Raw genomic sequence first — 24,115 nt, 5'->3', positions numbered from 1 at the left:
AATATTAACCCTATAATGATACTAAAAAAAAGACAAAATTGAGAAATTCGTGACGAATTTTGACGATAATAGGTCTAAAGTTCATGTATTGTTTATGGACATAGTTATAATGTTTCTTTAATATTAAAACGTAAATTCACTGGGTTAATTTACTTGTAAAGTAATTATTTGTTAATTACAGAAAGAGGTGATCGATGTGGAATTATTTTCAAATACTTTTCAATCACTAGAAAATGCCAAATGCCTTTCTCCTTTTCGATTCTGAAGCCGATGTATCCAAAGCCATTGTGGACATTGCTTCTAGATATGCAAATCATTCATTTGGGGTAGAATTGACTTTGCAAAAAAGCCATTTTCTCCAAGAAGAGATATTTTTTTGGAAAGTAGGCCTCCTTTTTATGGGTAAAGTAAGAGTGCTGATAGTGGACGATTCTGCATTTATGAGAAAGTTAATCTCAGAGTTTTTAGCAGAAGATAGCAGGATGGAAGTCATCGAGACTGCCAGGAATGGAAGAGATGTCACTGACAAAATAAAGGCTTTAAAACCAATGTCGGGACATTGGATGTGGAAATGCCGATTATGGACGGGTTGGAAGCATTAAACCGAATCATGAATGAATGTCCAACCGCTGTAGTCATGTTATCAAGCACAACAAAAAAAGGAACGGAAAATACATTTGCCGCCATGAACAGCGGAGCCTTTGATTTTGTGGCTAAACCTTCGGGAGCCATTTCATTGGACTTACATAAAATCAAGAAAGAACTCCATGAAAAAGTTATGGCTGCCAGCAGGGCAAATGTTCACAAACTAGAAAAAAATGCGAGAAATATTGAAAGAAGCCCATCCGTTTGGGGAAAATATAGTAAAATAGATTCAATGTTATCGTCAATAAACGAAAAAAATCGAAGGTAGTGGGCCTATGGATACAAAAAATAATAGTCATCGGTACATCAAAAGGAGGCCCGAGAGCTCTGCAGACTGTCTTGACAGGACTCCCAGAAGACATTGATACTCCCATACTCATTGTCCAGCATATGCCCCCCGGTTTCACGAAACTTTGGCAACACGCCTGAATTCATTATGCAAGATTAAAGTGAAGGAAGCTGAAGAGGGAGAACTGATTCAAAAAGGTGTCGCTCACATCGCACCTGGAGGTTTTCACTTGAAAGTGAGGAAGGTCGGGATGAGTTGGGCAATCCTTTTGGATTAATCCGAAGTGCGTCAGGGACATCGCCCGTCGGTTGATGTGCTTTTTGAATCGGGTAAGTGAAATGAATGATTCTGCGAAAATAGCCGTTATCATGACCGGGATGGGGGGACGGGTCGAGTGGGCTTACCAATCTTAAACAAAAGGGTCCTTTAAAAGCGATAGCCGAATCACAGGAGACATCAATCGTTTTTGGTATGCCTAAGGCGGTAATCAATACCGAGTTAATAGATAGCGTAGAGGATGTAGAAAAAATAGCTAAAGCGATATTAAGCTATTGTTAACACGTGGAGGTGTGAGATTGTATGGAAATGAATCAATATTTAGAGGTATTTATAGAAGAAAGTAAAGAACATCTTCAAACGTGCAGCGAACAGTTGCTGGTACTCGAAAAGAACCCGGAAGACCTCTCGATCGTAAACGAAATCTTTCGTTCCGCCCATACCTTAAAAGGGATGTCAGCAACTATGGGATATGAGGATCTAGCCAATTTAACTCATAAAATGGAGAATGTGCTGGATGCGATCCGAAACAGTCAAATCGCCCTTTCTCCTGAATTGTTTGATGTGATATTTTTAGCGGTTGATGATTTAGAAGCAATGGTCATGTCCATTGCTGAAGGTGGAGATGGAAAAAGAAATGTGAAGGATGTTGTCCATCAGCTGGAAATGATTGAAAAAGGGGAGTCGCCCTTTTCTTCCACCATTGCAGAGATTGCAGCAGCTTCTGCCGTCCTAGAAAAGAAGGAAATGATTGCGGGAGAGTACGATGAATTTTGAATGAACAGTAATTCAACAGTCCAAAGATCAAGGTTTCAACAGCTTCGAAATTTCGATAGGGTTGCGTGAGGACTGTCTTTTAAAAGCGGCCAGGGTGTTTATGGTTTTCGAAGTGCTTGAAAAGTTAGGTGAAGTAATCAAGTCACACCCACCCGTCGAACTTTTGGAAGGAGAGCAATTCGATCAGCAATGTATGATAACTATGGTAACAACTGTCGTGTGTCGGTGTTGTGATTTATGATGAAAAAAAAGAAATTGCAGGTTTGGCCCATATCATGCTTCCAGACTCTTCACTCGCAAAATCGGGACAGATCAACGTTGCCAAATTTGCAGATACGGCGATAAAGGAATTAGTGCAGGTATTAGTCAAAGAAGGCGCAAGAATGCCATTCCTAAAAAGCGAAGCTGGCTGGAGGAGCACAAATGTTTCAATTTGCCTCCGGAGGGGATTTAATGAGAATCGGACCCCGGAATGTGGAAGCTGTCCGGAAAGAGTTATCTGACTTGCGGCGGATTAGAATCGTTGCCGAAGATGTTGGCGGGAATAGCGGAAGAACGGTTGAATTCAATTTAAATGATTGTCTGCTAAATATACGGACCGTTACAAAAGGGACTAAAAACATATAGGCTCGGATTTGGCTTTTGAAAAGCCAAAAATATGACAGGTACATTTGCAACCGAATCATTATTGCATGTATGGCTTTAAGGGCCGTATTGATCACAAATCGTATAACAATGTTAGGAGGATGTCCAATGTCTCATCTGACCATCGGAGAAGAGCAGTTATGTTGGAAAAATTGGGTGGATTGCAGAGATCCGCTAGCCGGGGACATTTTGGTAAAGAAATACATACCTCTCGTATCGTACCATGTTCAACGTATTTCAGTAAGTCTTCCTAAAAATGTGAGCCGGGATGATATAAGGAGTTTAGGGATGATGGGGTTATTCGATGCCCTGGAACGTTTTGATACGAAGCGTGACCTCAAGTTTGACACATATGCATCATTTAGAATTCGTGGTGCCATTTTAGATGGATTAAGAAAAGAGGATTGGCTTCCACGGAGTGCAAGAGATAAAGCCAAGAAAATTGAATCTGCAATAGAGAAGCTGGAGCAGCAATACATGAGGAACCTTTCGCCAACTGAGATTGCCGCTGAATTGAATATTCCGGAAGATGAAGTATATGCTGCATTAAATGAGAACTTCTTTGCCAATGTACTATCGATGGATGAAAATCCCCAAGAGGACGATAAAGAAAGCGCGAATTTTCATATTAAAGATGAAAAGGCGGATTTACCTGAGGAACATGTGTTAAGGGACGAACTGTATGAGGAATTAGCCAAAGTCATTGAAACCCTAAATGAAAAAGAACAGTTGGTTTTACAGCTTTTTTATAAAGAAGAACTGACGTTAACCGAAATCGGACAAGTGATGAGTCTATCTACGTCACGGATATCCCAAATTCACTCGAAAGCGATTTATAAATTAAGGAACACGATGCAAGATCAAAAGATTTAATGAAGATACTTTCATTGAAGAGGGCTATGGAGTCTGGAAGGCATAAGGGATTCCTATTGAACGAAGAAAGCCCTGTAAATCAACTTGATAGAATTTTTACGGATTCTTGCATCAATAAATGTTTCGAAATCACAGAATGTTCGAACTGTACTTTGTCAAGAAGAGGATAGGGAAAGTAATCAAGAAAAAACAACAGTGAAAAAAGATCCCCATCCTATTCACCATTTTTGCCATCATCGTTTTATATCTTCGCCAAAATCGTTTAAGCATGTTGGAAAAAGACCAAAAAGCCGTCATTGGAGAAATGGAACAACTTTTGTCTGGTTATTTAATGGAGATGAAAGAGGATAACGAGACACTGGTAAAGGCAATCAACAATTCGGTGGCCATGAATCCCGAGCATGGACAAAAAGGACAAGAACATAGTTCAATCAAAGAAACAAAGAAAGAAAAACAAGAACAAAACATTCTGCTAGAGTATAAAGCGGGAAGTCGTGCCGCCGCTAAAAGGCAGGCAATTAACGCTTATAAAATAATGCCTGAAAAAAATGAGGCCAATGCTTTACCCGTAAAAGTCTAGGACAAATTGGAATTTGCATCGGCAGCCACTTCCCCTCAAAATCAAGAGAAGCCGGCTGCCAAGGAATTTTCGGACATGCTGCAGGCTTCGTTAAATGAACGGTCATTAAATGAAAAAGTGGATATGTTAGCGGATCAAGGACATTCAATAGAGGAAATCGCCAAAAAGTTAGGTCGCGGTCGAACGGAGATAGAGCTATTACTAAAGTTTCGCATGAATAGATAAACTTATCACTTGATTGTGCAGAGTCATTATGATATATTATGAAATGGTGTTAATACACACGCCCCGTGATTCTTGCAGATGGTGCTGTTACGACAGTTTCTGTATGAAAATGATCGGTGCGGAGGAAAAACAAAACCATTTAGGAGGAACTAAAATGTCAGTCATTTCTATGAAACAATTGCTTGAAGCTGGTGTGCATTTCGGACACCAAACACGTCGCTGGAACCCAAAAATGAAGAAATATATCTTCACTGAGCGTAACGGCATCTACATCATCGACCTTCAAAAAACAGTTAAAAAGGTTGAAGAAGCTTATAACTTCGTGAAGGAACTAGCTGCTAACGGCGGTACTGTTCTATTCGTCGGAACTAAAAAACAAGCTCAAGAATCTGTTAAAGAAGAAGCTATCCGTTCTGGTATGTACTATGTAAACCAACGTTGGTTAGGCGGAACTTTAACAAACTTTGAAACAATCCAAAAACGTATCGCTCGTCTTAAAGATATCGAAAAAATGGAAGAAAACGGAACTTTCGAAGTTCTTCCTAAAAAAGAAGTTATCCAACTTAAAAAAGAATGGGATCGCTTAGAGAAATTCTTAGGCGGTATTAAAGATATGAAGACTCTTCCAGATGCGATCTTCGTTATCGACCCACGCAAAGAGCGTATTGCTGTTGCGGAAGCACACAAATTACACATTCCACTTGTTGGTATCGTTGATACAAACTGTGATCCGGATGAAATCGATGTAGTTATTCCTGCGAATGACGATGCAATCCGTGCTGTTAAATTATTAACAGGTAAAATGGCAGATGCTATCTTAGAAGCTAAACAAGGCGAAGAAACAGCAACTGAAACAACTACTGCTTAATAAGAAAAAAAGGTTGCTTATTCAGTAAGAAAAAAGGTGATAAGAGGATAATGCCTTTTATCCCTTTTTTTTGCACTAAATAAACATACATAAAATCACTGTACGGAATGTCTTTTTTAAAAGGTATGGGCGATTTTTAAGGGATGAAAATCATCAGCTGGTTTAGTTCCGTCATATTGACTGAAAAAGTGGATGTTTTTCGGAAAAATTGTCAAAGCTCGTTATTTTCTTTGATGATAACAAGTATTTTTTGGCAATAATGGGTAAAGATTGAATAAACTGCATTTAATTTGAGGAGGATATATATTATGGCAATCACTGCACAATTAGTTAAAGAATTGCGTGAAAAAACTGGTGCCGGTATGATGGACTGTAAAAAGGCACTTGTACAAACAGAAGGCGATATGGAAAAGGCAATCGATTTCCTACGGGAAAAAGGAATTGCAAAAGCTGCTAATAAAGGCGACCGTATCGCTGCTGAAGGTTTAACTTCAATCGTTGTTGAAGGAAACCAAGCGGTTATTCTTGAAGTGAACTCTGAAACTGATTTCGTTGCTAAAAACGAAGGCTTCCAAATTCTTGTTAAGGAATTGGCTGGGTTCCTTCTTGCGAACAAACCTGAAAGCGTTGAAGCTGCTCTTGAGCAAACAATGGAAAATGGAGCAAAAGTTGCAGATCATATCAATGCTGCTGTTGCTAAAATTGGGGAAAAATTAACTCTTCGCCGTTTCCAAGTCGTTTATAAAACAGATAACGACGCATTTGGTGCATACCTTCACATGGGTGGACGCATCAGCGTACTATCAGTTCTTGAAGGTACAACTGACGAAGAGGCAGCTAAAAGCGTTTCAATGCATATTGCTGCAATTAACCCTAAATATATCTCTCGCGACCAAGTCGATGCTAGCGAATTAGAACGTGAACGCGAAGTTCTTACGCAGCAAGCTCTTAATGAAGGAAAACCTGAAAAAATCGTTGCGAAAATGGTTGAAGGACGTATCAATAAATTCTACGAAGAAATCTGTGTTAACGAACAAGCTTTCGTTAAGAACCCTGATCAAAAAGTGGGACAATTCGTTGAATCAAAAGGCGGAAAAATCCAATCATTCGTTCGTTATGAAGTAGGGGAAGGTCTTGAAAAACGTCAAGAAAACTTTGCTGAAGAAGTAATGAACCAAGTTAAAAAAGACTAATTGTCAGATAATTAATAATGGGGAACACTCTTGTGTTCCCTATTTTTTGAAATGTCATGATTTTTTGGCAGTATTGCAAGAAAGCATGATGAACGAATGAAAAGATTACATAGTTGGAGGTTCTCATGAGTAACGCTAAATATAAACGTGTCGTTCTAAAACTAAGTGGTGAAGCATTAGCCGGTGAAGAAGGATTTGGAATTAACCCTGCAGTAATTAAATCCATTGCTGAACAAGTCAAGGAAGTGGCTGAGCTTGATGTGGAAGTAGCTGTTGTTGTCGGTGGCGGAAACATCTGGCGCGGGAAAATAGGCAGTGAAATGGGCATGGATCGTGCTAATGCCGATTATATGGGGATGTTGGCTACAGTCATGAACTCATTGGCATTACAAGACAGCCTTGATCAGCTTGGAATTGAAACACGCGTGCAAACTTCCATTGAGATGAGACAAGTAGCAGAACCATACATTAGACGCCGTGCAATCAGGCATCTAGAGAAAAAGAGAGTGGTGATTTTTGCAGCTGGTACAGGTAATCCATACTTCTCAACGGATACCACTGCCGCCCTGCGTGCTGCAGAAATTGAAGCTGATGTCATCTTGATGGCGAAGAATAATGTGGATGGCGTATACAATGCAGATCCGGTTAAAGACAAAAATGCAGTGAAGTATGATAAACTTTCCTATCTTGATGTGATTAAAGAAGGGTTAGAAGTAATGGATTCAACTGCGTCCTCACTATGCATGGACAATGATATTCCATTGATCGTCTTCTCGATCATGGAAAAAGGCAATATTAAACGGGCCGTTTTAGGCGAAACGCTTGGAACTATTGTAAGGGGGAAATAAAAGATGCCGAAACAAGTTATTTCGAATGCGAAAACGAAAATGGAAAAAGCCATTGGAGCGTACACACGTGAATTAGCAAGCATCCGTGCCGGAAGGGCAAATGCCTCATTGCTTGATAGAATCTCGATTGATTATTATGGTTCGCCGACACCAGTTAATCAGGTGGCTGGTATTTCTGTCCCGGAAGCTAGACTATTAGTCATTCAACCATATGATAAAACGGTATTGGGTGAAATCGAAAAGGCGATTTTGAAATCAGACTTAGGCTTAAATCCTTCTAATGACGGATCGATCATCAGGATAGCCATCCCGGCGTTAACTGAAGAGCGCAGAAAAGAGCTTGTGAAAGTTGTGAAAAAAGAAGCGGAAGAGGCAAAAATAGCTGTCCGTAATGTGCGTCGCGATGCTAATGATGATTTGAAAAAGCTTGAAAAAAGTGGTGAAATCACTGAAGATGATTTACGTGGCTATGCTGATGACATCCAAAAGATGACAGATGGCAATATCACGAAAATCGATGAAATTACAAAAGATAAAGAAAAAGAAATTTTGGAAGTATAATTTCCATTGAAGAATTGATTAAATAAAGAGGGCCGAATCCATACTGGGTCATGTCTTGGTGCTAACATATAGGTGTGCTTAAAGGAGAAAACTGTTATAATAAGGTTTCTCCGATAATGATTACTCCTTGAGTTAGTATGTTGCATGCAAACGTTGGAGGTGGTCCTTTTTTTGCATTTTTCATGGCAGTCATAATCGGTTTCAGAAAAAAAGAAGGAATGATTTCTCCCTTTCAAGCTTCTAATGAAGAAATAATTTTCATAATAATAATATGAGAACGAGTTTTTTTTTGATATTATAATATAGATTCTTTTTAAGCGGCAGAAAGCTTGATATACATAGTGCACGAAAAACTTTGCCTTTGTAGAGAGATAAGTACAACCTGATGGGGGACTAACATATGTATTCACTTTGGAAGCGTTTCGTTAAAAAAGATGCTTCTTCCGATGTAACAAATAGGATTCAGCATATTAAACAGTTTGATGTTCCTCAGCATATCGCCATCATTATGGATGGGAACGGCCGTTGGGCCAAAAAGCGTGCATTGCCACGTGTGGCGGGTCATCATGAAGGAATGAAAACCGTTCGTAGAATTACGAAAGTTGCCAATAAATTAGGGGTCAAAACTTTGACGGTCTATGCGTTTTCCACTGAAAATTGGAAACGCCCGAAAAGTGAAGTCGACTTTTTGATGAAGCTGCCCCAGGAATTTCTTGGGACTTTTTTGCCCGAGCTCATTTCGGAAAATGTTAGAGTTGAAACGATTGGGGACTTGTCACTCATTCCGTCACATACTCAAAGTGCCGTTAAACGGGCAATGGAAGACACGAAAGACAATGATGGGATGATTCTGAATTTTGCCCTGAACTATGGAAGCCGTGGGGAGATTGTATCGGCTGTGAATAGCATCATTCAAGATGCTAAGAATGGTATAATAAAGGAAAATGTAACGGAGGAAATGGTATCCAGTTACCTGATGACCAAACATTTGTCGGATCCCGATTTACTGATCCGTACAAGCGGTGAAATCCGTTTAAGTAATTTCATGCTTTGGCAGTCTGCTTATACGGAGCTTTGGTTTACTGAAGTGCTGTGGCCGGATTTTAGTGAAGAGCATTTATTGCAGGCAGTTGAGGAGTATCAAAAGCGTTCACGAAGATTCGGTGGCGTTTAATGTAGAAGGCGAGGAAAATGGAATAATGAAACAACGAATTATTACGGCGGTCGTAGTTGCCGCTATCTTCATTCCACTAGTCATTTTAGGGGGCACTCCCTTTTTACTGACGGTTTATCTGTTAGGTTCAATTGGTTTGTACGAACTGATGAAAATGAAAAAGTTACGTGTACTTTCTTTTGAAGCATTTCTTTCTCACATATTATTGTGGGTGCTTTTATTGCCTAATGAGCATACCGCTTTTTTGGCAGAAATTAATTATGATAAAGTTCAAGTATTCTTGATAGGGGTTTTGCTGCTGTTACTTTATACAGTCGTTTCAAAAAACCGTTTTACCTTTGATGACGCAGGCTTTCTAGTGATTTCAATCCTATACTTGGGGATAGGTTTCTACTTCCTATTTGAAACACGTGACTCTTTGGGGTTGGGGCTGATCTATATCCTGCTTACCCTATTTACGATCTGGGCAACTGATTCCGGAGCCTACTTCATTGGTAAATCGCTTGGTAAAAGAAAGCTATGGCCAGAAATAAGTCCAAACAAGACGGTGGAAGGATTTATCGGCGGGTTAATATCCGCGATGGTGGTGGGTGTTCTATTTTACGCCTTCTCCAGCCTTGATTACACGTTATTACAATTATTATTGATTTCATTAATCATTGGGGTATTCGGCCAATTGGGTGATCTCGTCCAATCCGCGTATAAACGTCATTATGGCGTTAAGGATTCAGGGAATCTTCTCCCGGGACATGGTGGGATTTTGGACAGGCTTGATAGTGTGATCTTCATTTTACCGATTTTGCATTTATTGCATGTTTTATAATATAAATATAGGCAAGCGTTATATGAATTAGGAGATGAACAATTTGAAAAATATCAGCCTTTTGGGCGCGACAGGATCGATTGGTCAACAAACAGCGGATGTAGTTAGGTCCCATCCAGATCAATTCAAGATCGTGGCGCTTTCTGCTGGAAAGAATATAGAATTGGTCAGGACTTATATACAAGAGTTTGAACCGAAACTGGTTTCAGTCCAGACGGAAGAAGATTATCATGTTTTGAAAAGTGAATTCTCCAATCGCAAAGATATCGAGTTCATGTATGGGGATGAGGGATTGACTGCTGTTGCTGTTTATGGTCAGGCGACGATATTGGTCAATGCCGTCATCGGAAGCGTGGGTCTTTATCCGACACTTCAAGCAATAAAGGCAAAAAAGGATATTGCTATCGCCAACAAGGAGACGTTGGTGACGGCAGGTCATTTGGTCATGAGTGAAGCAAAAAAAGCGGGGGTCAGATTGCTGCCGGTTGACAGTGAGCATTCCGCTATTTTTCAGGCACTGCAAGGTGAAAAGGAAAAAAATATAGAACGTCTTGTCATTACTGCTTCAGGAGGCAGTTTTCGAGATCGGACCAGGGAAGAATTGAAGGATGTAACGGTGGAAGAAGCACTGAACCACCCGAACTGGTCAATGGGAGCTAAAATCACGATCGATTCAGCATCAATGATGAATAAAGGTTTGGAAGTGATCGAGGCCCATTGGCTATTCGATCTTCCCTACGATAAAATTGATGTATTGCTACATAAGGAGAGCATCATCCATTCCATGGTTGAGTTTCATGACTCCAGCGTGATAGCACAACTGGGGACACCGGATATGCGGGTGCCGATACAATATGCACTTACTTATCCAGACCGTATTCCGCTGGCAGGCCGCAAACGATTGAACCTTGCTGAAGCAGGCAAACTGCATTTTAGGGATATGGATTTCACCAGATATCCTTGTTTGCAATTCGCTTATAAAGCAGGTAAAATGGGCGGAACGATGACTACTGTGTTGAATGCCGCCAATGAAGCCGCAGTCTCTGCATTCTTATCAGGAAAGGTAACCTTCCTTGAAATTGAGACGTTAATTGAAAAAGCGCTGAATCAGCATTCCGTCATAGCCCTTCCAGATTTAGAAACGATTCAGGAAGTCGATAATATGACAAGGCAGTATATAGAATCTTTAGTGAAAGATAGGTGACCGGAACATGCAGACTTTAGAAACGATTATAGCGTTCATCATCATTTTTGGAGCTCTAGTTTTTTTCCATGAGCTTGGGCACTTAGTGTTTGCAAAGCGAGCAGGAATCTTATGCCGTGAGTTCGCAATCGGTTTCGGGCCAAAAGTATTCACATATAAAAAGAAGGAAACCGTTTATACCATCCGATTGCTTCCTCTTGGCGGTTACGTGCGTATGGCCGGTGAAGACGCAGAAAATATAGAATTGAAACCCGGCTATCGGGTGGGGTTAATGTTCGATAATGATGAGAATGTTACAAAGATCATTTTGAACAATAAAGATAAATATCCTGATATTCGACTTGTGGAAGTTGAAGTGATCGACCTTGATCATAAACTGATCCTTACTGGTTATGAAGAGGGAGAGGAAGATACACTAAAAACGTTTGCCATCCATAAAGAGGCTGTGATCGTTGAAAATGGTGTAGAGAACCAGATTGCTCCTTATGACCGGCAATTTGCCTCAAAGTCGCTTGGGCATCGTTTTCTGACGATTGTAGCTGGTCCGGCAATGAATTTCGTTTTGGCTTTTGTCATTTTTGTGCTGATCGGCCTGTTTCAAGGTGTCGTGGTGGATGAAGCGAAACTAGGTGAGTTGACTCCGGATGGTTCGGCTGTAAATGCCGGTTTAAAATCGGGAGATGTCATTCAATCCATAGAAGGGACGGAAGTCTCCACTTGGGGAGATGTTCAGGAAAGCATTCAAAAGAACCCTGGGCAAGAGATCGAGTTTGTCGTTGACAGGGACGGGAAAACACTAGAAGTACCGGTTGTTCCACAAGAAGTGGAAAGGGAAGGGAAGAAAATCGGGATTATCGGTGTTTACCCTCCGGTTGAAAAAGCACCGATTAAAGCTATACAATATGGTTTTACAGAAACGTATTTTTGGACAAAACAAATCTTCATCATCCTTGGTGATCTTGTAACGGGCGGATTTACGATCGACAGTTTATCTGGTCCTGTAGGCATATATAAATCAACTGAGGAAGTGGCGAAACAAGGTTTATTCACGTTAATGAAATGGGCAGGGCTGCTAAGCATTAACCTGGGAATCATGAACCTGCTTCCGCTGCCGGCATTGGATGGAGGAAGACTGTTATTCTTTGTGGTCGAATTCTTAAGAGGGAAACCAATTGACCGTCAAAAAGAAGGGATGGTCCACTTCATCGGCTTTGCTTTGCTGATGTTATTGATGATTGTCGTTACCTGGAATGACATCCAGCGATTCTTCCTGTAAGACATGTTTGGATAATGCAAAAACAGGCCAGCAGAATTATCTGTTGGCCGTTTTCTTATCTGAAGGGATTTCCTAGTTTTTTAATCGTTTTGGGGAAATTGTTTGTTTTCTAGGGAAATCGTAAGTATAATCGAGAATGAGTATATTAAATTAGCTTTTCTGAATGACCGGAAAGTCTTTTTTGTATGAAATGACCGTATTAAAATGTTGCGGTATCAAATTTACCGAAGCTGCAAGTAATTTAAAGGAAATATTGAAGAGGTGCAAATATGAAACAAAGTATGACGTTGATCCCTACATTGAGGGAAGTGCCTGCAGATGCTGAAATCAAAAGTCATCAGCTGCTATTGCGTGCAGGATTTATGAGACAAAATTCCAGCGGGGTTTATAGTTTTATGCCGCTTGGAAAAAAGGTGCTTCAAAAGGTTGAGGCGATCGTTCGGGAAGAGCTGGAAAATGCTGGTGCGGTGGAACTGTTGATGCCGGCTTTACAACAAGCCGAATTCTGGCAGGAATCTGGACGCTGGTATACTTATGGTCCAGAGTTGATGCGGCTTAAGGATCGTAACAACCGTGAATTTGCGCTTGGTGCCACGCATGAAGAAGTGATAACCAGTTTAGTTCGCGATGAGGTGAAATCCTATAAGCGTCTTCCATTGACGGTTTACCAAATCCAGACCAAATTCCGTGATGAAAAAAGACCGCGTTTCGGATTGTTGCGTGGACGTGAGTTCATCATGAAGGATGCTTATTCTTTCCATGCTAATCAAGAAAGCCTGGATGCTGTATATAAAAATTTATTTGCGGCATATTCGAATATATTTAGCCGTTGTGGGTTGAACTTCCGTGCGGTCATTGCCGATTCTGGGGCAATGGGTGGTAAGGATACACATGAATTCATGGTCCTGTCTGAAATAGGGGAGGATACCATCGCTTATTCGGATACTTCCGATTATGCAGCCAATATTGAAATGGCACCTGTGAATGTAAAATATGAAAAAAGCAGCGAAGAACAAATTGCACTTGAAAAAATTCATACACCAGGTCAAAAATCGATAGAAGAAGTTGTTGCATTCCTGAATACCGATGCAGCGAAACTAATAAAATCATTATTGTTTAAAGTGGATGAAAAGTATGTGCTAGTTTTGGTACGAGGAGATCATGAAGTCAATGATATCAAGCTGAAGAACTTCTATAACGCTTCAATCGTTGATTTGGTCGATCCAAATGAGACGAAGGAAGTCTTGGGATGTGCAATTGGATCTCTTGGACCAATAAATGTCACTTCTGATGTGGAAGTGATTGCGGATCTTGCCGTCGAAGCCATGGTTAATGGAGTCTGTGGTGCAAATGAGGAAGACCACCATTATGTGAACGTTAATCCCGCTCGTGATTTTAACGTGGCCAATTATATAGATCTTCGTTTCATCCAAGAGGGTGACCCATCGCCCGACGGAAACGGAAAAATTAAATTTGCCAAAGGAATTGAGGTAGGCCACGTATTCAAGCTAGGAACAAAATATTCCGAAGCTATGAACGCGACATTCCTGGATGAGAATGGGCGGTCGCAGCCAATGATCATGGGATGTTATGGTATTGGGGTTTCCCGTACACTTGCAGCTGTCGCTGAACAATTCAACGATGAAAAAGGATTGGTCTGGCCAAAGAATTTAGCGCCATACCAAGTCCATTTGATTCCAATCAATATGAAAGATGAGGCTCAGGCTGCCATGGCAGAAGAATTATATAAAGATTTAAAGGGACAAGGCATGGAAGTTCTAATGGATGATCGTCAAGAACGTGCCGGCGTAAAATTCGCAGACTCCGACTTGATTGGTCTTCCTGTCAGGGTGACTGTTGGTAAAAAGGCATCCGACGGAATTGTCGAAGTGAAAATCCGCAAAACGGGTGAGGTTCTTGAACTTGAAAGAGCTGAACTAACTCAAAAGCTTCACGAAATACTGGGATAATTTAAAAATGGGGAACTAGGCATCATTCAATTGGATGATGCCTTTCCTTTTCATGATTTGGATACTAGTGAAACATTCATGATATGTTATAATAGCCTCTGATATCAAAACGAAAATGATAGTGAATAATATCTAAAGAGATAGTAGATAGGGGAGAGAGGGAATGGATCAAAATCCAAATAGCGGTAGAGAGAGATTTCAACTCTTGCTCCAGCAAATGGACTTGACCGAGGATGCCTTTGTGAATTATTTCATAGGTGCCGAAATTGATAAACTCTCAATCGAGAGGGAGTCTAAAACATGGCATTTTGCCTTTAATATACCTGCATTGATTCCTTGCAGTGTTCATACAAGACTTGCTACTCATCTAGCAAGTACGTTTTCCCATATTGCAAAGGTCACATTCAACTTGAACGTGGCCAATCCGCAAGTGACCGAACAATTGGTAAAAGAGTATTGGAAAAACTGCATTGGCGAGCTTGAAGGCATGTCTCCAGCACTGTTATCGCTCCTGAATGAACAAGTGCCAACGGTAAATGGATATAAGCTTATCGTAAGTGCCCGAAATGACACGGAAGCTGGTCAGCTGAAACGAAAATACTCCGGCATCATTTCGAATATCTACCAAACATTCGGTTTTCCTCCGTTGACACTTGAAGCGGAAGTGAAGGAAACGGTGTCGAATCCTGATTACCAAAAGTTTTTGGAAGAGAAACAAAAGGAAGACGCGGAAAAAGGTCTTGCTGCGCTAGTGGAAATGCAGAAGAAAGAATCGGAAAAAGGCGGCGACGATGGCGTCTACGAAGGACCGGTTAAAATTGGCTATACGATTAAAGAAGATGCGGATTTCCGCAGAATCGAACAAATTATCGATGAAGAGCGCAGGATTGCTATCGAAGGCTTCGTATTTGATGCAGAAGTGCGTGAGTTGCGAAGCGGCCGAAGCCTGTTGACATTTAAAGTCACGGATTATACGAGCTCGATATTGGTCAAAATGTTTTCGCGTGATAAAGAAGATGCTGCCATACTTGCCCGAGTGAAAAAAGGGATGTGGGTACGTGCCCAAGGAAGCATCCAAAATGATACATTCGTACGTGACCTTGTAATGATCGCAAATGATATAAATGAAATTTCTAAACAAGGACGACAGGATAAGGCCCCAGAAGGAGAAAAGCGTGTAGAACTGCATATGCATACCCCAATGAGCTCGATGGATGCAGTGACACCTACTTCAGCGCTTGTTGCCCAAGCTGCAAAGTGGGGGCATAAGGCAGTTGCCATTACAGATCATGCGGGAGCACAATCATTCCCAGAAGCTTATAGTGCCGGGAAAAAGAATGGTATCAAAATCCTTTATGGCGTCGAAGTGAATCTTGTAAATGATGGTGTACCCATCGTTTATAATGAGGCGCATATCGCTTTGGCAGATGCAACCTATGTTGTGTTTGACGTAGAGACGACGGGTCTGTCAGCCGTTTATGATACGATCATTGAATTTGCTGCAGTGAAAATCCGTGACGGTGACATCATAGATCGATTCGAGTCATTTGCTAATCCGCATCACCCACTATCCAATACGACGATAGAATTGACTGGAATCACTGATGATCTTGTAGAAAATGCTCCAGAAGTCTCGGAAGTGCTGGAAAAGTTCAAGGAATGGGCGGGCGATGCGATCCTGGTTGCCCACAACGCAGCCTTCGATATGGGGTTTTTGAATATAGGTTATAAAAACTTGGGTTATCCTAAAGCTTCCAATCCTGTGCTTGATACATTGGAACTTGCCCGTTTCTTATATCCGGAGTTTAAAAATCACCGGTTAAATACACTATGTAAAAAGTTCGATATTGATTTGACCCAGCATCATAGGGCCATTTATGATGCCGAAGCTACAGGTTACCTTATGCTGAAGATGCTGAAGGATGCAATGGAAAAGGAGATTACCCATCATGATCAACTTAATGACAATATGGGTAAAGGAAATGCTTACCAGCGTTCCCGGCCGTCCCATTGTACGTTGATCGCGCAAACACAGGCGGGGTTAAAAAACCTTTTTAAATTAATTTCAATATCACACATCGATTATTTCTATCGTGTGCCCCGATTACCGCGCTCACAACTTAAAAAGTATCGTGAAGGAATCCTGGTCGGATCGGGATGTGATAAAGGGGAAGTTTTTGAAGGGATGATGCAGAAGGGTTTTGAGGAAGTGGTCGATATCGCCGAATTCTACGATTATCTTGAAATCCATCCGAAGGAAGTGTATCAGCATTTGATTGAGCTTGAATATGTCCGGGATGATAAATCATTAGAAACGATCATCTCCAATATCGTCAAGCTTGGTGAAAAGCTGGACAAGCCAGTCGTAGCCACGGGAAATGTGCATTATTTGGATCCGAATGATAAAATTTACCGTAAAATCCTTGTGAATTCACAAGGCGGCGCGAACCCGTTGAATCGTCATAAGCTTCCTGACGTACATTTTCGGACAACAGATGAAATGCTTCGGGAATTCTCCTTCCTCGGTTCCGAGAAAGCCAAAGAGGTCGTGGTAACCAACACGAATAAAATCGCTGATATGATTGAAGAAATCAAGCCAATCAAGGATGAGTTATACACACCTAAAATTGAAGGTGCAGATGAAGAGATGCGTGAAATGAGTTATGGCATGGCAAGGAAGATTTATGGGGAAAACCTGCCGGAAATCGTAGAAGCCCGCCTTGAGAAAGAATTGAAAAGCATCATCGGCCACGGTTTTGCCGTTATTTATTTAATTTCCCACAAGCTTGTTAAAAAATCATTGAATGATGGTTATCTAGTTGGCTCAAGGGGATCGGTTGGATCATCTTTTGTTGCCACCATGACTGAAATTACAGAGGTGAACCCTCTTCCGCCGCATTATGTATGTCCTGAGTGCAAGAAATCCGAATTCTTCAATGACGGTTCTGTAGGTTCAGGGTTTGACCTGCCCGATAAAGACTGCCCGGATTGTGGCATCGCTTATACAAAAGACGGGCATGATATCCCGTTTGAAACTTTCCTTGGATTTAAAGGGGATAAGGTTCCGGATATCGACTTGAACTTCTCCGGTGAATATCAGCCGAAGGCCCATAACTATACGAAGGTCTTATTCGGTGAAGAATATGTATATCGTGCCGGAACGATTGGTACGGTCGCTGAAAAAACGGCTTATGGATATGTAAAAGGGTATTCCTCTGATAATAACATCCATATGCGCGGAGCCGAGACCGATCGCCTTGTTGCCGGTTGTACTGGTGTGAAAAGGACGACTGGACAGCACCCGGGCGGAATCATCGTCGTTCCGGATTATATGGATATCTATGATTTCACACCAATTCAGTTCCCTGCGGATGACCGGAATTCAGAGTGGAAAACAACTCACTTTGATTTCCATTCCATTCACGATAATATTTTGAAACTTGATATACTTGGACACGATGATCCGACAGTAATCCGGATGCTTCAAGATTTAAGTGGCATCGATCCAAAGACCGTTCCTACCGATGATCCGGAAGTAATGAAAATATTCAGCAGTACTGAATCTTTAGGAGTTACCGAAGAACAGATCATGTGTAAAACGGGTACGCTTGGCATCCCGGAATTTGGTACGCGTTTTGTCCGGCAGATGCTTGAAGATACGAAACCTACGACTTTTTCCGAGCTTGTTCAGATTTCAGGTCTTTCCCACGGTACGGATGTATGGCTGAGCAATGCACAGGAACTGATCCACAACCGGATCTGCACACTAAGTGAGGTTATAGGCTGCCGGGATGATATTATGGTCTATCTGATCTATCAAGGTCTCGATCCTTCCCTGGCGTTTAAAATCATGGAATCTGTACGTAAAGGGAAAGGGCTCTCGGAGGAATTCGAAGAGGAAATGAGGAAAAATGAGGTGCCGGAATGGTATATCGATTCATGTAAGAAGATTAAATACATGTTCCCGAAAGCCCATGCTGCAGCTTACGTCTTAATGGCTGTCCGGATTGCCTATTTTAAAGTGCATCTGCCCTTATTATACTATGCGGCTTATTTCACAGTACGTGCCGATGATTTTGAAATCGACGCCATGACACGGGGATCGCAAGCGATCAAAGCAAAAATGGAAGAAATCATGGTAAAGGGATTGGATGCATCCACAAAGGAAAAGAATACATTGACGGTTCTTGAACTAGCTTTGGAAATGTGTGAACGAGGATATTCATTCGCTAAAGTGGACTTGTACAAATCCAGTGCAGATCAATTCCTAATTGAAGGAAATACTTTGATTCCGCCATTCAATTCGATACCTGGTCTTGGAACGAATGCAGCGATCAATATTGTCAACGCACGGGGAAATGGTGAATTCCTCTCCAAAGAAGACCTTCAACAGCGGGGTAAGGTTTCGAAGACCATCCTTGAATACCTTGATAAACAAGGCTGCCTGGAGTCATTGCCTGAACAAAATCAGTTATCTTTATTTTAAAAGAGGAAACGGATTTCAAAAAGGAAGAAACAGACATGATATTTGCATAAATATCTTGATTATGGTATATTTTTATTGGAAATACTAAGAGGAACCAATGGCAAGAGTGGGGAAACCCACTCTTTCGTGTTGTAATGACCATTTATTTTGAATCCGAAACCAAGCGCATACAACGCACGTATGGAGGAAACAAATGAGTAAAAAGGTAACGGAAGTCGTAGAGGAATTAGCATTACCAATTCTTGAAGAATTGCAGCTTGAATTAGTCGAAGTGGAGTATGTGAAGGAAGGTAAAAGCTGGTTCCTTCGAGTGTACATTGATAAAGAAACAGGCGTAGATATTGATGATTGCGGAAATGTGAGTGAAAAACTCAGTGAAAAGCTTGATGAGGTTGATCCGATTCCACAAAATTATTTTCTCGAAGTTTCATCACCCGGAGCTGAAAGGCCTCTGAAAAAAGAGAAGGATTTCCTTAATGCTATCGGTAAAAATGTTTACATAAAAACATACGAGCCCATTTTAGATGAAAAAGAATTCGAAGGAACCTTAACCAGTTTCGATGGTGAAGAAGTGACAATCGAAGTCAGAATCAAGACAAGAAAGAAAACGATCGTCATACCATTCGAAAAGGTAGCCAAAGCAAGATTGGCGATTACCTTCGCTTAAGTCAAGCAAATCATTAATTTAAATATCCGTAAGGGGGATCACCATGGGCAATGAGTTATTGGATGCTCTCTATATTTTAGAAAACGAAAAAGGAATTTCCAGGGAGGTTTTGATCGACGCGATTGAATCTGCCCTTATATCGGCATATCGCCGTAACTTTAACCAAGCACAAAATGTACGTATCGACTTGAATCTTGGTAAAGGAACAATGCGTGTATTTGCCAGAAAAGACGTAGTTGACGAAGTGTTCGATTCGCGTCTGGAAATTTCTGTTGAAGAAGCAAGAGCAATTGATCCCAACTATCAGTTAGAGGATGTTGTCGAAATGGAAGTAACACCTAAGGATTTCGGCCGTATTGCTGCACAAACAGCAAAACAAGTCGTCACTCAAAGGGTGCGTGAAGCGGAACGGGGCATCATTTATGCCGAATTCATCGATCGTGAAGAGGATATCATGACTGGTATCGTTCAACGCCAGGATTCCCGATTCATTTATGTGAGCTTAGGTAAAATCGAGGCTTTGCTCCCGGTGAATGAGCAAATGCCGAATGAACAATATAAACCGCATGACCGCATTAAAGTTTTCATCACTAAAGTTGAAAAGACTTCCAAGGGTCCGCAAATTTTTGTATCCCGTTCACATCCTGGCCTTTTAAAACGTTTATTCGAAATCGAAGTGCCTGAAATTTTCGACGGAACAGTCGAGATCAAGTCAGTTGCCCGCGAAGCAGGCGACCGTTCAAAAATCTCCGTGCACTCCGATAATGAAGAAGTCGATCCTGTCGGTTCCTGTGTAGGCCAAAAAGGCCAGCGTGTTCAGGCCATCGTCAACGAATTGAAAGGTGAAAAGATCGATATCGTCAAATGGTCGGAGAATCCGGTCATTTTCGTTGCGAATGCTTTAAGCCCTTCAAAAGTACTTGAGGTCATTGTTAAAGAAGAGGAAAAGGCGACGACTGTAATCGTACCGGATTATCAACTCTCCCTGGCAATTGGTAAGCGTGGGCAAAATGCCCGTTTAGCTGCCAAGCTTACAGGCTGGAAAATTGATATCAAGAGTGAAACGGAAGCCCGCGAAGCTGGTATATATCCTGTGGAAGAACAGGAATTCCTTTTGAGCAGAGATAGTTATGTTACTGAAGAGGAAACAGATTTCGAAGAGGATAACGAGTAATTCGAGGTGAAAAAAGATGAATAACCGAAAAAAAATCCCGATGCGTAAATGTGTGGCGACAGGCGAAATGAAGCCGAAGAAAGAACTCATTCGCATCGTTCGATCTAAAGAAGGGGAAGTCAGCCTGGATCCGACCGGTAAGAAATCTGGAAGGGGAGCTTATTTGACTCTTGATCGGGATGTTATCGAGCTGGCCAAAAAGAAAAATGTGCTGGCTAATCACCTTAGTACCCAAATCGATTCTTCCCTTTATGAACAATTGCTCGAATTAGTGAATAAGGAGAAAAACTAACACCATGACCCAACAACAACAATGGATGTCTCTATTAGGTTTGGCCAATCGAGCACGCAAGCTAATTTCGGGTGAAGAATTAGTGGTTAAAGAGATTAGAAGCGGTAATGCCAAAGTTGTTATTTTATCCGCGGACGCTTCAAAAAACACTGAAAAAAAAATATCTGATAAGTGCGCATTTTATCAGGTTCCTTTAAAAAGAGTCGAAAGCAGGTCATTGCTCGGCCATGCGATAGGTAAGGATGCTAGAGTTGCCGTCGCAGTTCTGGATGAAGGTTTTGCACAAAAACTCCGAACGCTGCTCGATTAAATTTTACGGGGGTGAACGTATGACAAAATTGCGTGTATATGAATATGCAAAACAAAAGAACGTTTCAAGCAAGGATGTAATAAATAAACTTAAAGAAATGAATATAGAGGTAACAAACCATATGACAGCATTAGACGATTCAACTGTAAATAAATTAAACGATTCAATCAAACCTAAAAGCGAAGATAAAAGCCAAGAGCCAAAAGCTAACGCTACGGTTGCGAAGTACGAAGCCGAAGCGGATGAAAAGAGCACTGTCAATAAAGAAAAACTGAAGAAGAAACCACCAGTTAAACCTGTAGGGACGAAAAAACCAACTGGCGGCCAGTTCAACAAGGGTCGCAATAACAAGAATAAAAATAATAAACAAAGACAACAAGCGCCTCAGGCACCTGTTACTAAACGTAAAGAAAGAGAACTTCCAGAGAAAATTACGTTTTATGAGTCTTTGACGGTTATGGAACTTGGAAAAAAACTTCACCGTGAACCTTCTGAAATCATTAAAAAGCTCTTTATGCTTGGTGTTATGGCAACAATCAACCAAACTTTGGATAAAGATGCAATTGAATTGATTTGTGCGGAATACGGTGTAGTGGCCGAAGAAGAGATTCGTGTCGATCTAACAGACCTTGAATCACTTGTCACTGAGGATGCTTCTGAAGATTTGATTGAACGTCCGGCTGTCGTGACGATCATGGGTCACGTTGACCATGGTAAAACGACATTGCTTGATTCTATACGCCATACAAAAGTCACTGAAGGCGAAGCGGGCGGAATCACTCAGCATATCGGTGCTTATCAAGTTAAAGTTAACGATAAGAAAATCACATTCCTTGATACACCAGGTCATGCTGCGTTTACAACAATGCGTGCCCGCGGTGCACAAGTTACCGATATCACCATTCTTGTCGTCGCTGCGGATGATGGCGTCATGCCTCAAACGATTGAAGCGATCAACCATGCTAAAGCGGCAGAAGTTCCAATTATCGTCGCTGTCAATAAGATGGATAAAGAAGCTGCCAATCCGGATCGTGTCATGCAAGAATTGACAGAACATGGTTTAGTTTCTGAAGCGTGGGGCGGAGACACAATTTTCGTACCAATTTCAGCTAAGAACGGTGAGGGTATCGATAGCTTGCTTGAAATGATTCTTCTTGTCAGTGAAGTGGAGGAGTATAAAGCGAATCCAACTCGTAAAGCAAATGGAACGGTTATCGAAGCACGTTTGGATAAAGGGCGCGGATCGGTTGCCACATTGCTTGTTCAAAACGGAACGTTGAAAATCGGGGATCCGATTGTTATCGGTAATACATTCGGACGTGTTCGTGCGATGGTCAACGATCTTGGACGCCGTGTTAAGGATGCAGGTCCTTCAACACCGGTTGAAATCACTGGATTGAACGAAGTGCCGCAAGCCGGCGATCGTTTCATCGTCTTTGAAGATGAGAAAACGGCACGTCAAGTTGGGGAAGTGCGTGCACAGAGACAACTTGCTTCACAACGCAACGAGAAATCCCGTGTAACCCTAGATACTTTGTTCGAACAAATGAAAGAAGGGGAAATTAAAGAATTGAACATCATTCTAAAAGCTGATGTTCAAGGTTCTGCGGAAGCAGTAGCCGCTTCCCTGAATAAAATAGAAGTGGAAGGCGCTAAAGTGAAAATCATTCACATAGGCGTTGGTGCCATTACAGAGTCTGACATCATCCTTGCTACAGCTTCGAATGCAATCGTCATCGGTTTTAACGTCCGTCCTGACGTGAATGCGAAGCGTGCAGCTGAATCAGAAAATGTTGATGTCCGCCTACACCGCATCATCTATAAAGCGATCGAAGAGATCGAGTCTGCTATGAAAGGGATGCTTGACCCTGAATTCGAAGAAAAAATTATCGGTCAGGCTGAGGTTCGTACGACTTTCAAAGTATCCAAGGTAGGAACTATTGCCGGTTCTTACGTAACAGAAGGTAAAATTACACGTGATAGCGGAATTCGCTTAATTCGTGAAGGTGTCGTCATTTACGAAGGTGAAATTGATGCATTGAAACGTTTTAAAGATGATGTTAAAGAAGTGGCAACGAACTATGAGTGCGGTATTACGATTAAAAATTACAACGACCTTAAAGAAGGCGATGTAATTGAAGCGTATGTAATGGAAGAGATCGAACGTAAATGATCGTTGGCTCCGTCCAATGTGAATGCATCATCCATGACACCCATTCTTTAAAAGAAAAAAGGGCCGTGCTTCAGCGTGTCATGACACGGCTTAAGCAGAAGTTCAATATTTCTGTAGCAGAGACCGATTTTCAGGATTTATGGCAGCGGACAAAGATTTCAATCGTAACCGTAACATCCTCAAGGAAGGCTACTGAACGGGAACTTCAAAATGCCCTTAAATTTCTAGATTCTTTTCCGGAACTAGAGCGAACAATAACAGATATAGACTGGCTTTAGGCTATCGAGGTGATATTATGAGCCTTCGTTCAAATCGTGTTGGCGAACAAATGAAAAAAGAGCTGAGTGAAATTATCGGCCGAAAAATTAAAGATCCAAGAATCGGATTTGTTACCGTGACGGATGTCGCGGTTACAGGCGATTTACAACAGGCAACAGTTTATATTTCCGTTTTGGGTGACCAGGAACAAAGGGAGAAAACCCTGCAAGGTCTAGCTAAGGCAAAAGGATTCATGCGTTCAGAAATTGGGCAGCGAATCCGCCTGCGCAAAACCCCTGAGCTGTTTTTTGAATTTGATGAATCGGTCGATTATGGTAATCGTATCGAGTCGTTGATTTCCCAAATCAATTCAGAGGATAAACCGGCTGAAAAAGACGAGGAATAAGCAAGCAGTAAAAGGAGGCCGACTCAATAAGTGCTTTGCACTTCTTGAAGTCGGTCTCTTTTTTTTGAAACCGAATTGAAAAAAGGAAAAACACCTTTAGCGGGGGTCATAATCGTTTAAGG

20 protein-coding genes and 3 pseudogenes are annotated in these 24,115 nt (G+C 41.4%); all 23 read left to right on the top strand.

Features of this window, described 5'->3' with window-relative positions:
• The first annotated feature begins 398 nt into the window (after positions 1-398).
• The 23 genes and pseudogenes from ACFX4H_RS07120 to rbfA all read left to right on the top strand — a co-directional run bounded on the left by ACFX4H_RS07120 (position 399) and on the right by rbfA (position 23,993).
• Positions 399-1,492: pseudogene (locus ACFX4H_RS07120) on the top strand (protein-glutamate methylesterase/protein-glutamine glutaminase).
• A 21-nt stretch (positions 1,493-1,513) separates the two neighbouring features.
• Positions 1,514-2,198: pseudogene (locus tag ACFX4H_RS07115) on the top strand (Hpt domain-containing protein); the annotation flags it as partial.
• 4 nt (positions 2,199-2,202) lie between these two features.
• Positions 2,203-2,614, top strand: a pseudogene (locus ACFX4H_RS07110) (chemotaxis protein CheD); the annotation flags it as partial.
• 126 nt (positions 2,615-2,740) lie between these two features.
• On the top strand, positions 2,741-3,505 hold the full coding sequence (locus tag ACFX4H_RS07105) for a FliA/WhiG family RNA polymerase sigma factor (RefSeq protein WP_063591656.1): 765 nt from the start codon (positions 2,741-2,743) through the stop codon (positions 3,503-3,505).
• A gap of 268 nt (positions 3,506-3,773) precedes the next feature.
• On the top strand, positions 3,774-4,085 hold the full coding sequence (locus tag ACFX4H_RS07100; RefSeq protein WP_377434828.1) for a hypothetical protein: 312 nt from the start codon (positions 3,774-3,776) through the stop codon (positions 4,083-4,085).
• 6 nt (positions 4,086-4,091) lie between these two features.
• Positions 4,092-4,310, top strand: coding sequence for a DUF6115 domain-containing protein (locus ACFX4H_RS07095; protein WP_377434826.1), 219 nt, complete (start codon positions 4,092-4,094; stop codon positions 4,308-4,310).
• Positions 4,311-4,464: 154 nt separating this feature from the next.
• Positions 4,465-5,178 (top strand): 30S ribosomal protein S2, encoded by a 714-nt coding sequence (rpsB, locus tag ACFX4H_RS07090; protein ID WP_034313644.1) that lies wholly within the window; start codon positions 4,465-4,467, stop codon positions 5,176-5,178.
• Positions 5,179-5,486: 308 nt separating this feature from the next.
• Positions 5,487-6,371 (top strand): translation elongation factor Ts, encoded by an 885-nt coding sequence (tsf, locus tag ACFX4H_RS07085; RefSeq protein ID WP_377434824.1) that lies wholly within the window; start codon positions 5,487-5,489, stop codon positions 6,369-6,371.
• A gap of 125 nt (positions 6,372-6,496) precedes the next feature.
• Complete coding sequence (pyrH, locus tag ACFX4H_RS07080; protein ID WP_034313639.1) at positions 6,497-7,219, top strand: UMP kinase; 723 nt, start codon at positions 6,497-6,499, stop codon at positions 7,217-7,219.
• 3 nt (positions 7,220-7,222) lie between these two features.
• Positions 7,223-7,780, top strand: a complete 558-nt coding sequence (frr, locus tag ACFX4H_RS07075; protein WP_034313637.1) for a ribosome recycling factor — start codon at positions 7,223-7,225, stop codon at positions 7,778-7,780.
• Between the two features lie 400 nt (positions 7,781-8,180).
• Positions 8,181-8,954 carry an undecaprenyl pyrophosphate synthase gene (locus tag ACFX4H_RS07070; RefSeq protein ID WP_034313634.1) on the top strand — a complete coding sequence of 258 codons (774 nt, stop codon included), beginning with the start codon at positions 8,181-8,183 and terminating at the stop codon, positions 8,952-8,954.
• Between the two features lie 25 nt (positions 8,955-8,979).
• Positions 8,980-9,777, top strand: a complete 798-nt coding sequence (locus tag ACFX4H_RS07065; protein ID WP_034315397.1) for a phosphatidate cytidylyltransferase — start codon at positions 8,980-8,982, stop codon at positions 9,775-9,777.
• A gap of 43 nt (positions 9,778-9,820) precedes the next feature.
• Positions 9,821-10,981, top strand: a complete 1,161-nt coding sequence (gene dxr, locus ACFX4H_RS07060; protein ID WP_034313632.1) for a 1-deoxy-D-xylulose-5-phosphate reductoisomerase — start codon at positions 9,821-9,823, stop codon at positions 10,979-10,981.
• Positions 10,982-10,988: 7 nt separating this feature from the next.
• A complete protein-coding gene (gene rseP, locus ACFX4H_RS07055) occupies positions 10,989-12,257 on the top strand; it encodes an RIP metalloprotease RseP (RefSeq protein WP_283867451.1) in 1,269 nt (422 codons plus the stop codon).
• 269 nt (positions 12,258-12,526) lie between these two features.
• Positions 12,527-14,227 (top strand): proline--tRNA ligase, encoded by a 1,701-nt coding sequence (locus tag ACFX4H_RS07050; RefSeq protein WP_249597822.1) that lies wholly within the window; start codon positions 12,527-12,529, stop codon positions 14,225-14,227.
• A gap of 163 nt (positions 14,228-14,390) precedes the next feature.
• On the top strand, positions 14,391-18,713 hold the full coding sequence (locus ACFX4H_RS07045; RefSeq protein WP_057278400.1) for a PolC-type DNA polymerase III: 4,323 nt from the start codon (positions 14,391-14,393) through the stop codon (positions 18,711-18,713).
• Between the two features lie 193 nt (positions 18,714-18,906).
• Positions 18,907-19,380, top strand: coding sequence for a ribosome maturation factor RimP (gene rimP / locus ACFX4H_RS07040; protein WP_377434821.1), 474 nt, complete (start codon positions 18,907-18,909; stop codon positions 19,378-19,380).
• 43 nt (positions 19,381-19,423) lie between these two features.
• Positions 19,424-20,554, top strand: a complete 1,131-nt coding sequence (gene nusA / locus ACFX4H_RS07035) for a transcription termination factor NusA (protein ID WP_048684764.1) — start codon at positions 19,424-19,426, stop codon at positions 20,552-20,554.
• A 16-nt stretch (positions 20,555-20,570) separates the two neighbouring features.
• Complete coding sequence (gene rnpM / locus ACFX4H_RS07030) at positions 20,571-20,846, top strand: RNase P modulator RnpM (protein ID WP_034313617.1); 276 nt, start codon at positions 20,571-20,573, stop codon at positions 20,844-20,846.
• Between the two features lie 4 nt (positions 20,847-20,850).
• Complete coding sequence (locus ACFX4H_RS07025; RefSeq protein ID WP_034313614.1) at positions 20,851-21,156, top strand: YlxQ family RNA-binding protein; 306 nt, start codon at positions 20,851-20,853, stop codon at positions 21,154-21,156.
• Between the two features lie 19 nt (positions 21,157-21,175).
• Positions 21,176-23,329 carry a translation initiation factor IF-2 gene (gene infB / locus ACFX4H_RS07020; RefSeq protein WP_249597820.1) on the top strand — a complete coding sequence of 718 codons (2,154 nt, stop codon included), beginning with the start codon at positions 21,176-21,178 and terminating at the stop codon, positions 23,327-23,329.
• Positions 23,326-23,607: a DUF503 domain-containing protein gene (locus tag ACFX4H_RS07015; protein WP_034313609.1), complete on the top strand. Its 282-nt coding sequence runs from the start codon at positions 23,326-23,328 to the stop codon at positions 23,605-23,607. Before infB ends, ACFX4H_RS07015 begins: the two co-directional genes overlap by 4 nt.
• A gap of 17 nt (positions 23,608-23,624) precedes the next feature.
• The gene (gene rbfA / locus ACFX4H_RS07010; RefSeq protein WP_034313607.1) at positions 23,625-23,993 is read left to right on the top strand and encodes a 30S ribosome-binding factor RbfA; all 369 of its coding nucleotides are present in this window, start codon (positions 23,625-23,627) and stop codon (positions 23,991-23,993) included.
• Positions 23,994-24,115 lie beyond the last annotated feature (122 nt).

Origin of the sequence: Peribacillus sp. YIM B13477 (genome assembly GCF_042787955.1) — a bacterium.
Lineage (GTDB): Bacteria > Bacillota > Bacilli > Bacillales > DSM-1321 > Peribacillus > Peribacillus frigoritolerans.
The sequence above is the reverse complement of the archived record's forward strand: the minus strand, read 5'-3'. Positions and strand labels throughout refer to the sequence as shown.

Bases quoted from the DNA above. Each gene is read 5' to 3' on its own strand.
- rnpM (WP_034313617.1), top strand. From the start codon at position 20,571: ATGAATAACCGAAAAAAAATCCCGATGCGTAAATGTGTGGCGACAGGC.
- infB (WP_249597820.1), top strand. From the start codon at position 21,176: ATGACAAAATTGCGTGTATATGAATATGCAAAACAAAAGAACGTTTCA.
- rimP (WP_377434821.1), top strand. From the start codon at position 18,907: ATGAGTAAAAAGGTAACGGAAGTCGTAGAGGAATTAGCATTACCAATT.
- nusA (WP_048684764.1), top strand. From the start codon at position 19,424: ATGGGCAATGAGTTATTGGATGCTCTCTATATTTTAGAAAACGAAAAA.
- pyrH (WP_034313639.1), top strand. From the start codon at position 6,497: ATGAGTAACGCTAAATATAAACGTGTCGTTCTAAAACTAAGTGGTGAA.
- ACFX4H_RS07100 (WP_377434828.1), top strand. From the start codon at position 3,774: ATGTTGGAAAAAGACCAAAAAGCCGTCATTGGAGAAATGGAACAACTT.
- ACFX4H_RS07045 (WP_057278400.1), top strand. From the start codon at position 14,391: ATGGATCAAAATCCAAATAGCGGTAGAGAGAGATTTCAACTCTTGCTC.
- rseP (WP_283867451.1), top strand. From the start codon at position 10,989: ATGCAGACTTTAGAAACGATTATAGCGTTCATCATCATTTTTGGAGCT.
- ACFX4H_RS07065 (WP_034315397.1), top strand. From the start codon at position 8,980: ATGAAACAACGAATTATTACGGCGGTCGTAGTTGCCGCTATCTTCATT.
- ACFX4H_RS07070 (WP_034313634.1), top strand. From the start codon at position 8,181: ATGTATTCACTTTGGAAGCGTTTCGTTAAAAAAGATGCTTCTTCCGAT.
- ACFX4H_RS07015 (WP_034313609.1), top strand. From the start codon at position 23,326: ATGATCGTTGGCTCCGTCCAATGTGAATGCATCATCCATGACACCCAT.
- tsf (WP_377434824.1), top strand. From the start codon at position 5,487: ATGGCAATCACTGCACAATTAGTTAAAGAATTGCGTGAAAAAACTGGT.
- ACFX4H_RS07050 (WP_249597822.1), top strand. From the start codon at position 12,527: ATGAAACAAAGTATGACGTTGATCCCTACATTGAGGGAAGTGCCTGCA.
- rbfA (WP_034313607.1), top strand. From the start codon at position 23,625: ATGAGCCTTCGTTCAAATCGTGTTGGCGAACAAATGAAAAAAGAGCTG.
- ACFX4H_RS07105 (WP_063591656.1), top strand. From the start codon at position 2,741: ATGTCTCATCTGACCATCGGAGAAGAGCAGTTATGTTGGAAAAATTGG.
- rpsB (WP_034313644.1), top strand. From the start codon at position 4,465: ATGTCAGTCATTTCTATGAAACAATTGCTTGAAGCTGGTGTGCATTTC.
- frr (WP_034313637.1), top strand. From the start codon at position 7,223: ATGCCGAAACAAGTTATTTCGAATGCGAAAACGAAAATGGAAAAAGCC.
- ACFX4H_RS07025 (WP_034313614.1), top strand. From the start codon at position 20,851: ATGACCCAACAACAACAATGGATGTCTCTATTAGGTTTGGCCAATCGA.